The 11,726-nt window shown below is 60.1% G+C and carries 10 protein-coding genes, 1 tRNA gene and 1 pseudogene; 4 read left to right on the top strand and 8 right to left on the bottom strand.

Annotated features, from left to right (window positions below):
* Nucleotides 1-92: 92 nt before the first annotated feature.
* Both RUH75_RS22085 and RUH75_RS22090 read right to left on the bottom strand, forming a co-directional pair.
* Nucleotides 93-1,436 (bottom strand): DEAD/DEAH box helicase, encoded by a 1,344-nt coding sequence (locus RUH75_RS22085; protein ID WP_313809351.1) that lies wholly within the window; start codon nt 1,434-1,436, stop codon nt 93-95.
* A 122-nt stretch (nt 1,437-1,558) separates the two neighbouring features.
* Nucleotides 1,559-1,993: a hypothetical protein gene (locus tag RUH75_RS22090; protein WP_313809352.1), complete on the bottom strand. Its 435-nt coding sequence runs from the start codon at nt 1,991-1,993 to the stop codon at nt 1,559-1,561.
* Between the two features lie 78 nt (nt 1,994-2,071).
* On the opposite strand from RUH75_RS22090, the gene RUH75_RS22095 reads away from it, so the two are divergent.
* The 4 genes and pseudogenes from RUH75_RS22095 to RUH75_RS22110 all read left to right on the top strand — a co-directional run bounded on the left by RUH75_RS22095 (nt 2,072) and on the right by RUH75_RS22110 (nt 6,194).
* Nucleotides 2,072-3,511: an FAD-binding oxidoreductase gene (locus RUH75_RS22095; RefSeq protein ID WP_313809353.1), complete on the top strand. Its 1,440-nt coding sequence runs from the start codon at nt 2,072-2,074 to the stop codon at nt 3,509-3,511.
* A 141-nt stretch (nt 3,512-3,652) separates the two neighbouring features.
* Nucleotides 3,653-4,432, top strand: a complete 780-nt coding sequence (locus RUH75_RS22100; RefSeq protein ID WP_313809354.1) for a SapC family protein — start codon at nt 3,653-3,655, stop codon at nt 4,430-4,432.
* 295 nt (nt 4,433-4,727) lie between these two features.
* Nucleotides 4,728-4,802 (top strand) — tRNA-Glu (locus RUH75_RS22105).
* Between the two features lie 164 nt (nt 4,803-4,966).
* Nucleotides 4,967-6,194 (top strand): annotated as a pseudogene (locus RUH75_RS22110) (tyrosine-type recombinase/integrase).
* A 9-nt stretch (nt 6,195-6,203) separates the two neighbouring features.
* Here RUH75_RS22110 and RUH75_RS22115 read toward each other — a convergent pair.
* The 6 genes from RUH75_RS22115 to RUH75_RS22140 form a co-directional block, all read right to left on the bottom strand.
* A complete protein-coding gene (locus RUH75_RS22115) occupies nt 6,204-6,893 on the bottom strand; it encodes a hypothetical protein (protein ID WP_313809355.1) in 690 nt (229 codons plus the stop codon).
* Complete coding sequence (locus RUH75_RS22120) at nt 6,893-7,453, bottom strand: ATP-binding protein (RefSeq protein ID WP_313809356.1); 561 nt, start codon at nt 7,451-7,453, stop codon at nt 6,893-6,895. The genes RUH75_RS22115 and RUH75_RS22120 overlap by 1 nt, the downstream gene beginning before the upstream one ends.
* 290 nt (nt 7,454-7,743) lie before the next feature.
* On the bottom strand, nt 7,744-9,027 hold the full coding sequence (locus RUH75_RS22125; RefSeq protein WP_313809357.1) for a hypothetical protein: 1,284 nt from the start codon (nt 9,025-9,027) through the stop codon (nt 7,744-7,746).
* 106 nt (nt 9,028-9,133) lie between these two features.
* Complete coding sequence (locus RUH75_RS22130; RefSeq protein WP_313809358.1) at nt 9,134-9,628, bottom strand: hypothetical protein; 495 nt, start codon at nt 9,626-9,628, stop codon at nt 9,134-9,136.
* A 381-nt stretch (nt 9,629-10,009) separates the two neighbouring features.
* On the bottom strand, nt 10,010-10,699 hold the full coding sequence (locus RUH75_RS22135) for an NYN domain-containing protein (protein WP_313809359.1): 690 nt from the start codon (nt 10,697-10,699) through the stop codon (nt 10,010-10,012).
* A 130-nt stretch (nt 10,700-10,829) separates the two neighbouring features.
* The gene (locus RUH75_RS22140; RefSeq protein ID WP_313809360.1) at nt 10,830-11,039 is read right to left on the bottom strand and encodes an AlpA family phage regulatory protein; all 210 of its coding nucleotides are present in this window, start codon (nt 11,037-11,039) and stop codon (nt 10,830-10,832) included.
* Nucleotides 11,040-11,726: the final 687 nt, after the last annotated feature.

The raw sequence follows: 11,726 nt of genomic DNA on the forward strand, positions 1-11,726 counted from the left end.
AACGTTGCGATGACGAGGCGAGGGCGGGACTGGGTTCCTGCCTTCGCAGGAACACGGCGCGCTTAACGGCTACAATTGGCCCAAAACTGCCCTTAAGCCCCGAATCCCACCGACAGAAATTCCGGCACCGGCCCGTTCCAGCCCTCGTCCGGGCCATCGTCGACCGGCGCGGGCCGACGCGGGCCGGCGCCATTGCCGTCATGCCGCGCCGCGCGAGGCTGCTCCTCACGCCGGCGATCGTCCCGGCGCTTGTCGTCCTTGCGATCGCTCCTGCGATCCCTGTCCGCCCTGCGCGGTTCATCCTTCGCCTTCTCGGCCGGAGCGGGCGCATCGATCATCTCGATCTTCTGCTTGATCAGCTTCTGGATATTGTCGATCGCTTCGGCGTCGTCCGACGTCACGAAGGTATAGGCGACCCCCTTTGCCCCCGCGCGGCCGGTGCGGCCGATGCGATGGACATAGTCATCCGGATGCCAGGGCGCGTCGAAGTTGAACACATGGCTGACGCCCTTGATGTCCAGCCCGCGCGCCGCCACGTCGGACGCCACCAATATGTTCACCGAACCCGCGCGGAACCGCTCCAGCTCCGCGATACGCGCCGACTGATCGATATCCCCGTGGATTTCGCCCGACTTGAAGCCATGGCGCTGAAGGCTCTTGTTCAAATCCCGCACGGTCGTCTTGCGGTTGCAGAAGATGACCGCGCTCAGCACATCCTCCGCCTCCAGCATCGCGCGCAAAGCCTCCCGCTTCTTGCGCGAATCGACCTTCACCAGTCGCTGGGTGATATTGGTAGAGGCCGTCGCCGGCCGCGCCACCTCGATCGACTTGGGATTGCTGAGGAACCGGTCCGCCAGCTTCTTGATGACCGGCGGCATGGTCGCGGAAAACAACAGCGTCTGCCTCTGGGCGGGCAGCTTGGTGCAGATTTCCTCGATATCCGGAATGAAGCCCATGTCGAGCATCCGATCGGCTTCGTCGATCACCAGCATGTTGCAGCCGTTGAGCAATATCTTGCCCCGCCCGAACAGGTCCATCAACCGGCCCGGCGTCGCGATCAGCACGTCGACGCCCTTTTCCAGCGCCTTCACCTGATCGCCCATCTGCACGCCACCGATCAGCAGCGCCATGGAGAGCTTGTGATGTTTGCCGTATTTCTCGAAATTCTCCGCCACCTGCGCGGCGAGTTCCCGCGTCGGCTCCAGAATCAGCGATCGCGGCATCAGCGCGCGCGCGCGCCCATGAGCGAGAATGTCGATCATCGGCAGCACGAAACTGGCCGTCTTGCCCGTCCCGGTCTGTGCGATGCCGATAATGTCCTTCATCATCAGCACGGGCGGGATCGCCTGCGCCTGAATCGGCGTAGGCGTGTCATATCCGGCCTCGCTAATGGCCTTCAATAATTCGTCGGAAAGGCCGAGATCGGCAAAAGTCATTCAGTTGTCCGGAGCTGGAGGCTCTCCGCCGCGCTACTACGCCTAAACGGAAATCGCGCGCGCCTTGCGGAAATATCGGCTCTTTGTCAAGGAAATCGCGCCGTCAAAGGCTCGTCCAGACGTTAATCTTCGGGGTCGGCCTGCTCCAAACGCCGGAAACTCTCGATCGCGCAAGCCGCGCCACTGCGCGCCTGCAATTCATCCCGCCCCGAACAAAGCGAGCCGTCATCATCCGGCTCGACATAGAAGCCCGAGTAGAAACCCACGCTGTTGCATCCGCGCTCCAGCCTCGCCCGATAGCGATGATTGTCCGCCAGCAACAAATCTATGGCATTGTCCGCAATGATGCTTGCCGACCGAATCGAGCGCAGCGCGATACAGCGCGGACCTTTCTTCTCCTTCCAGCCATTGCGCGCTTCGGGCGCGGGACGCGCCGGGGCACGGCCCTTTTTCGCTATCGGCACGCGAATGATCACGCGCTGCTCGATCGTTAGCTGCGCCCATTGCACGGGCTCAGCGGCTGGCGCAGTCAACAGCAGCAGAACGGAATAAAGCAAGTCGAACCCCTTTTGGGACGCATACGCTATTGAGCCAAGGTTGAACCGTCGATGAATTCCAAGGCATAGGACAGTCCCATGATAGGACAAGACGTTATCACTCGCTTCACGGCCCTTCTTGGACCGAAGGGCGTCCTCACCGATGCCGAAGACATCGCTCCCTGGATCAGCGACTGGCGCGGCCGTTATCATGGGAAAGCCGTCGCGATCCTCCAGCCGGATTCGACCGGACAGGTGGCGGCGGCCGTCAAGCTGGCGGCGGAACTCGGCGTTCCGCTGGTGCCCCAGGGCGGAAACACCTCCATGGTCGGGGGCGCCACGCCGCCCGCCGACGGTTCCGCGCTGATCCTGTCGCTCCGCCGGATGAACCGCATCCGCAGCCTGTCTCCGCAAGACAATCTGGCCTTGTGCGAAGCAGGCGTCATCCTTGCCAATCTGCACGAAGCGGCCGCGGAAACAGGCCGCCGCTTTCCGCTCAGTCTCGGCGCCAGGGGATCGGCTACCATCGGCGGCCTGATCTCAACCAATGCGGGAGGCACGCAGGTCCTGCGCCACGGCACGATGCGCGCGCTGGTCGAGGGGATCGAGGCAGTCCTGCCCGACGGCAGCGTCTTCCACGGCCTCGATGCGTTGAAGAAGGACAATCGCGGCTATGACATCAAGCAATTGCTGATCGGCGCCGAAGGCACGCTGGGCATCGTCACGGCCGCCTCGCTGCGCCTGGTGCCCGCCATCGTCGCCCGAGCGGTCGGTTGGGTCGGCGTCCCCTCGCCCACCGAAGCGCTTGCCCTGCTCCGCCTCTGCGAAACGCGTCTCGGCGACAGTGTCGAAGGATTCGAGGTGATCGCCGACGACGGCCTCGGCTTCGTCCTCTCCCACATCCCCGGTACCCGCTGCCCGATCGGGACGCGCACGCCCTGGCATGTGCTGATCGAAATCGACCATGGCAGCCTGCGCGAACCCGGCCCTGCCGAATGTCTGGAAGATGCACTGGCCGAAGCATTGGAGCAAGGCATCGCCGTCGACGCCGCCATCGCCGCTAATGAGGCGCAGGCCGAAGCCTTCTGGCGCATCCGCGAATCGCTCTCCGAATCCGAACGCGCGCAGGGACCCGCGCTTCAATATGACATCAGCGTCCCCGTCGCCCGCATGCCCGCCTTCATGGTCGACGCGGCGGCAGCAGCGGAAAGGACCTTCCCCGGCACCACCGCCTCCTCCTTCGGCCATCTGGGCGACGGCAATGTCCATTTCCACGTCCGCGCGCCCAGGGGGACGAGCGACGGCCCGGCGTGGATCGCGGCGGAGGGTCAGGCGATCAACGCCTTCGTCCATAACGCGGTGGCGGCGGCGGGCGGCTCCATCTCCGCCGAACATGGCATCGGCCAGATGAAGCGCGCCGAACTCGGCCGCCTCGCCAGCCCCGCGCGCCTCCACGCCCTGCGCGCGATCAAGGCCGCCTTCGACCCCCAGGGCATCATGAATCCGGACAAGCTGATCCCTCGTCCGGAAGAAGGCTGACGGCAGCCCCGCTCAAGCCACCGCGCGACGACAAAGCGATTGCCTCCCGCGCCCAAGGGCATTATCCCCCTCGGCCCAGTATCAGGCCCGGCGGCGCAAGGAAAATGCGCCGCTTTATTGTTGGAAATGGACTAGCACATCATGGCAAGCGCGCCCGCGAACGGCCTTCCCGTCTTCTACAACGACCTCATTCCCTTGAGCAGCGTCGATCACGCCGCCTATCGCAGCCGCTCCGTGGATTCGGCGCCGTTCCTGACCACGCAGCACGCCATCCCCCTGACCGTCGATGAATTCGTCGCCGCTCAGCGCTTCGTGCCGATCATCTTTTCGGCCGGCGAAGAGGCGGTTCCGCTGGCGCTGATGGGCCTCAACGAAGGCGTCAACACCTTCCTCGACGATGAAGGCAAGCTGCGTGGCCCGGCCTATGTCCCGGCCTATGTCCGGCGCTATCCCTGGATGCTCGCGAAGCTGCGCCCGGACAGCGACGAACTGTCGCTCTGCTTCGACCCCACCAGCGACGCCATCGGCGAGTTCGAGGAAGGCCAGCCGCTGTTCGAGGACGGCAAGCCCAGCGAACTGACCCAGGGCGTCCTCAAATTCTGCGAGGATTTCGAACAGGCCGCCGCCCGCACCGGCCAGTTCATGAAGGATCTGAAGGAACTGGACCTCCTCATGGACGGCGAAGTCGCCATCCAGGTGCCCGGCAATGAGCAGCCCTTCGTCTATCGCGGCTTCCGCATGGTGAATGAGGAAAAGCTGCGCGACATGCGCGGCGACCAGCTGCGCAAGATCAGCCAAAACGGCATGCTGCCGCTGATCTACGCCCACCTCTTCTCGCTCCAGCTGATGCGCGAAGTTTTCGAGTCTCAGGTGTCGCAGGGCAAGGGACCGATCGCCATTCCCCAGCCCACAGAGGCCTGAACGGGGAATTAACCGTTATATGACAAATATTTAGGGAAAAAGGTTGCACGAAGCCACTTGAAACTCCGCGCGACCTTCTCTATTTACTGAACGTACGGCGCACCTGCCCCCCTTTCGGGTGTGTCGTATGGGCGCCTCCCCCTTAGGAGGCGTCTCCTCCCTGAACCTTGGCCACCCCATGCGAATGCATGGGGTGGTTTTTTTATTGGGCGCATTTCGGCTGTGCAGTTTTTCTTGACGCAACCCCGACGTCCACCTAAAGGCGTCCCCCTGCCCGTCGCCCAGCGCGATGCAAGGCCCCTTCGTCTAGCGGTCAGGACGCGGCCCTCTCACGGCTGAAACACGGGTTCGATTCCCGTAGGGGTCACCACCTTCCTGTCTCGGAAGGTGCCATCACGTATCGTAAATGGCTGTTTTCTGCGGATTTTCTGCGGTATGATCGTTCCACACGGAGCGACTGGATACCACCCTATACCAGCAATTCTATGGTAGATCTGATGGTAGCGGTTCGCTCCCCTCGTGGGAGATACCATCATGGAGTTGACCGCCGTTGCCATCAAGGCGGCCAAGGGCCGCGAGAAGCCCTATAAGCTCACAGACAGTGACGGCTTGTTCCTGTTCGTCACGCCCAAGGGTGGCCGCTACTGGCGGATGAACTATCGCCATCTCGGCAAGCAGAAGACCCTGGCTTTCGGCGTGTACCCCGACACCGGCCTCGCCGACGCCCGCGAACAGCGCGACGCTGCCCGCAAGCTGCTGGCACGGGGCGAAGACCCCCGGCGAACGAATCAAGCTGGATCGCATCGCCGCCACCGTGGCGGCCTCCAACAGCTTCAAGGCGGTGGCTGACGAATGGCTGGTGAAGGTCGAGCGCGAGAACCGTTCCGCCGCGACCATGAAGAAGCTGCGCTGGCTGCTGGATTTCATTAACGCCTCCATCGGCAGACGGCCCATTGCCTCGATCACGGCACAGGAGCTTCTGGTGATGCTCCGCAAGATGGAGGGCAAAGGCAAATATGAGACAGCCAAGCGCCTGCGCAGCACGTGCAGTCAGATATTCCGCTACGCCATCGCCACGGCGCGGGCGGAGCGTGATGTGGCGGCGGACCTGCGTGGCGCGCTGATTGCGCCTCAGCCTGTCCATCGCGCCGCGATCACCGGTGCCCATGAGGCGGGCGGATTGCTGCGCGCCATCGAGGCGTTCGAGGGGCATGTCAACACCAGGGCCGCGCTATGCCTGCTTCCTCATGTGTTCGTTCGCCCAGGCGAACTGCGCCATGCCGAATGGGCTGACTTCGATTTCGACAAGGCGCTCTGGACCATCCCGCCGCACAAGACCAAGATGCGCAGAGCGCATACCATCCCCCTTTCCCTTCAGGCGCTCGCCATTCTCCAGACCATCGAGCATGACGCGGACTATAGCCGCTTCCTCTTCCCGTCCCTGCGTTCGGTCGAGCGGCCCATGTCGGAAAACACCATCAACGCCGCCTTGCGCCGCATGGGTTTCGCCCAGGATGAGATGACCGGCCATGGCTTCCGGGCCATGGCCGCGACACTGCTCAACGAAATGGGGCTATGGCATCCCGACGCCATTGAACGGCAGCTTGCCCATTGCGACAATAATGCCGTGCGCCGCGCCTATACCCGTGGGGAATATTGGGACGAGCGCGTGCGCATGATGCAGCACTGGTCCGACCATATCGATTTCCTGCGCGATGGCGCGAAGGTGATAAAGGGCAAGTTCCCGAAAGCTGAAGCTTGAAGAAGTCAGCTATCGCCATTCGCGCCGATAAAATGCTTCCTGATCGGCTCGAATTTGGTTTGCGCCTGGATTCCATCCGAAGTTGTCGAACAACTCGAGGAGAATCGAGAGGGAAATTGGGATGGCTCCCTCCTCGATCATGCTGCTTTCCAACCGACGCTCGATCGATATTGTGTCTGCTTGCGTCCTCTGCGCGTCGAGGAAAGGCATCCGGCCCCGACCAGCCTGGAGGTGGCGGCCACTTGCATTCCTCAGAGCCACTACCAAACTAAAACCTTCAGAATATAGGCCACCGATCGCGAGTCGGTGCGCAAACTCGGCAAACTCGGTAATGGTATAGATCGCCCCTATAACGTTCAAATAGCGGTCGCCACCGTGACGCCCGGGGTTATCCTCTAGATCATCGTCAAGCGCATTATATGACAGGAACTGCCCGCTGCGGTACATGCGCCAGAACTCGACCTGAGTGTGCCAATCGCACCAATTTTCGAGATAGTCAGCGCCACGATCTTCACCGCCTTGCTCATCCTGTCGGCGGCTCATGTGTGGGTAGTCCCATCCGCGAATCGACACGCGTGCGCGCTCGACCTCCGCTGCGCATTGCTGGAAAGACAAGCGCTCTTTCAGCGGGAGGAGCGGACGGAGAACGACGCGCCAGTGTCCTTCCTCTCGAATTCGCTCAAGCAATCCGTCCTTCATCACAAACCTCCCAATTCTGCATCATAGTCAGGACCAGCAGGTAAATCTGGAACGAAGCCAATTCGACGCAATCGACGGGCACTTAGCGCGGCCGCCCGTTCGACCATGTCACGCATATCGGCGCTATTTGATACCGGCGCACTTTCTGGCCTGCGGGTCCGGCCGCGAAAATAGATTGTTCCGGCACGGACATCGGCACCATCGCGACGACAAATAACCGGAACGTCTTCGAACGAGCTTACCTCAATCACGACGTACCACCGTCCCTGAAGGTCAGCCACGGCATCCATTCGAAATATAGCGCGGGGGTCTGCAAATGGCGCGATACCGTCTCTCATTTCATCAATGCGGTAGGATGCGAGTTGCCCTGGTGTAAGTCCTTGACGCTGAAATGTTTGATCTTCCACCCCAACAACGATTCTTCCACCGTCAATGACATTCGCCATCGCGAGAATATCTTTCACAAAGAGGTTCCGATCCCAGGCTACCGCAGCCTTGAATTCCAACGTATCGGTTTCCTCTGCACCATTGAGGAGTGCCTCAATATCTTCCGATTGCAATTGCCCCTCCGTCTCACCGCCAGGCCGCAGTGGAGGCCCCCGCTTCCATGTGCATCATATCCTGCACGTGATAGCTGTCCAGCGTAGCAACGCACCACGATGGTTCTGAATTCATCCCCCCAATTCGGACATATAAAGAAGGAAGTTCAATGCTGGGCAGATTGGCGGCAGCCATTTATATTCGGGACGTCGGCACCATCGCGAGGGATACACCGCTTTGGACGTTGAAGCGGACAACGCTCATCGGTCGAAGAAGAGCGAAACCTACGAGGGTCTGTGCTGGCGCCCAATCAACAAAATGGCGAAATTGCCGGATCGGGATCACCGAATTCGATCTGCAGTACATTATCTCGACCGTTTTCACCCGTTTCTTCAACCGTGATTTGTATCGGCAAGCGGCCCGCAGCTAGAGCCGATTCGAAGGGGTTCGGGAACATGTTGCGCTCGGATGGATCCGCAGGTTCGATGGAACTGCGGAAATTCATTTCACGGTTAAATTCTTCGACCGTACGTCGGCCAGAAAGCAGTTCCATCAGATGGCGTGCGCCGATCTTGATCCCGGTTGGTGGCGACATTCCGAAAACCCCATGCCCGCGACCATATCCGCTTTCCACCGCCCTATAGGCGCCATTGGTGGCCGAATTGATTGGCGTCGGTAGCTTAGTCGCAAGTTCAACCAATATCTCTTTGAGCCGGGGGGAGATATCCGGCCGCGTCCAGACATGGCTCTGGAGAGTCAGCGTCTCTTTTCGACCCTGCATCCAGCCCATTTGTTCAGCCTTGATGGTCAGGACCATGACGAAGCCGATATGGGGAAAGTTTTTGAGGAAATGCTGGACAATCTGATCGGTACCAACGGCACCATGCCGTTTGTCGCTGGTCATTGCGGCGCAATCACCATCACAGGCGATAATTCCCGCCAGATCGGGCACGTCCCGCAATTGCTCCTCCGCCTTCTCCTTCAGCTTGTGATAAAGTGGGTTCACGTCAACGACAGTTGGCGGCGCGTAGCACCCATAGCTTCCGGTAGAATGGGGACCTTCCGCAATCGTGAGCCGGAAGCCGGCCACGCCATCATCTGCCACGAATGAGAGAGGCCATTGTTTCGCATCAAGCTGGCGTTTTAGCTCGGGCATGATGATTGTGCGCACATAATCCCTGAGTTCGCCGTGTGGAGGCAAACGCAACCGCCGTCGGCTTCCACCACTATTCAGCAACTCGGGTTCTTCGCGTACATCCAGTTGAACCCCGCCGATAGGAAGACCGAGGGCAGCCTTCTCCTCCTCAATGATCTTATTGAACTGATCGATGGGATTACGCAGATCCACGCCTCTGTCCGATATCGTCGTTATATCCGCGATGAAGGCGAAGCCGTCCGGTGCCGCGAAATGGATATCAGGTCGCTTGCCGTTCGGAAGTTTGGTTTCAATGGCGAGTGTTCCCATAACCGCAAGCTGGCCCATGACGGTAGCTTCCCAAACCGCCGGTAAGCGCCCCGGACCTGGCTCGTTAAGCCTTTTGACGAGTTGGGCATAGGCCTTGGATGTCATGATTGGCCGCAGCTGTTTCAGCATCCTTTGAAGCGCGCGCCTGGAAAAAATCAAGTTGAACTCCTCAATTTGCGTGCGGCCAAATCGCCATAGGACGGAGCTTCATCCGTAAATATGCTTGTGAAATTTGCTAAAAATCGACGCCAAGTTCCTGCTTGGCCAGCGCCTCCATGTCGGGGACAACCCGCCTCATGGCTGCGACGGCCATCCCAGCGCTCTCCGGCGGGAGCAAATTCGGATTGTTCGCTTCGCCCAATACCTGATTCATTTCCTCATATTTGGCAACGAAGGCTGGCGACAACATGAGTCGGTTCGCATGAAACTCGATCCGCGCAATGTGGAAGTGCTCAATCATTTGCGCCTGGGCTTTTGCATTTGCTTCGCTTGCATCCCAGCTATGCGGATCGCCACCATAGCCGTCATTGATATGCGCCGTGATCGCCAGCGCCCGATCCAGCGCGCCGATGATCTTGGTATAAGCTTCGCGCCTCAACTCCCATGGTCGTTCTCGCCGATATTTCTCGCGTTCGCCGCTGGCGACGAGAATTGTCGTCAGCCCCGAAATTCCGCCACCAATCATTGCCCCTGCCAACCCGATTAAGGCCGTTGCGATTTCCAAAGCCATATGCCCCTCCTGCTGCGTTTAATTCCTACCAGATATAGGAGCGGGCGCGTTTCCATTCCTTCCGCTTTCCAGCGGCTCACCCATAGAAGATTCAATGGGCGAAATGATGTACGCTCACCTGCTGTTATCGACGAAGACCAGGCAAAAAGAACCTCGCCGGAGCAAAGCTCAACGGCGAGGTCGAAAATTTGGGGTGTCACTCCGGGGGGCTTGGAGTGACGAAAACCGGCATAGCGTCGGTCGATGAACCTTCCATGAAGGATGGGGAACCATGCTCCTGATATTGCCTGCCTTTCAGCCACGACCCCATTGTTGCACATGTCGTAGAACCGGTCGTTGATAGCCAGTTTTCGTCGGCGCATCTGAACGATCGTTAGCCCGCTACCAATTGACTGGCTTGTGGATGAGGGCGCTCCCCGATGGAACCGGATCGGGAAGTTGCGACGATGCCAGCCAGTGGGTACGCGGATCGACCTTGAAATCCGCGAGTCGTTTGAGTTCGACGCTGCCTTTGGGACGAGGCGGAACAAGCCCGATCTTCAGCCCACAGTCGGCCTTTGCCATGCGGATCGGCGTCAGGAGGTCGGAGTCATTGGAGATGATGACGGCACAGGCGCAATTGCCTTGATAGGCATCACGCAGCAGGTGCGCCGCGAGGTTGACGTCCGACCCTTTCTCCTCCGACTTATAGGTCCAGACCTTTTCCGGCGCCCCCGTGGCCGGATCAACCTTGAGCACCGGTTTTCCACCTGTTCGCAAATAACGCCCGGTGACAGGATCGGTATCGACAACCACCTGACTGATGACGGAACTCATGAAATTGCCCAGATGCACCTCTACACGCGGCAAGGTCGCCAAGGCGTGCAGATAGGCCTGCTGCCGTGTCGGCTGATCGGGATCGTGGGACCGGGCATCCACTTTGGCGGTGAAATAGCAGATCTTGCGGATGGTGTTCTTCGGCAGCAACTGATCGCAAAAGCGTTCGAGATCGAGCCATTTGTAGGGTGTGCCCTTCAGCAGGCCGTAATAGAGATTGAAGCCGTCGATGTAGACGTGAGTTTCCAAGGGCATCGTCCAAGAAGATCAACGGTTCAGGAAAAAGAGCAACGGCGGGCTTTCGCCCGCCGTGCGCCCGGCGGCCGAAGCCAACCGGGGGAGTAGTCCAACCGATATAGGCAAAGGAGACCGATTTTGCAACCGCTCAACGCGGCGCGCCTCCCTCCTTCCGATAGGTTCGCGGGTCGGCGATCCAGCGACTGACGGCGGATTCGTGCCAGCCCGCGCCATGGACGCTGATCGGCACCTGCCGGGGGAAGCTGCCCTCCGCGATCTTGCGATAGAGGGTGGATCGGGAAAGCCCGGTGCGGGCGAGAACGGTTTTCAGACGAATGATACGTTCGACATTGGACATTGGGGTTGTTCCATTGATTAACGGTTGTTCGATCCCTCTCGTGACAAAATGTTGATGGCCAGCCTCCGCTCCGCACGAGCCAGCCAAGCAGGGGAATAGAACAGCGTAATCAAGGCGGTAAATACAGGCGATAGCGGGCATGCGCGGGCACGAGAGACCGCACGGAGCAGGCCGGCGGCACCTTGGCCATACCAACGAATGGATATTCGCGCGGCGCACGACACGATGAATTTCCGACGCATAGGGGAACGCCATCCTCTGGGACGGCGACAGTCATGAAAATGCGTGAGTTGTACGACATGACGGACCTTTCTTGTGACGGCCCGCCTCACCATCGACTCGCATGCTGTACCGGCTTGTCCCGAATCGCAAGAGGCTATTCCTTGATGCGCCGAACAAGTTTTCCCATTACGCTTCAATAGGTTCCGTAACGAACTGGGCGTCCCCACACGTTCCGCGCGGTCATGCTCTATTCCGCTGCGCTCTACCGAGCCGGTGCTGCGCACCGTCTCGTCGCCCTTGGCGTGACGATCATTGACGCGGGGGACCGGCTGCGCCGTTCCTGGCGGCCATCGCGCGGGGCGCGATGAAGTCGGCCGGCTCCGGCAAGCGGTGTGGGCGGTCGCTTCCCTCTAGGCTCAGGACTCACAGATCAAAGCCAGAATATGACGGTGGCAGCGAGGGCGA

The organism is Sphingobium sp., from assembly GCF_032153725.1.
GTDB lineage: Bacteria > Pseudomonadota > Alphaproteobacteria > Sphingomonadales > Sphingomonadaceae > Sphingobium.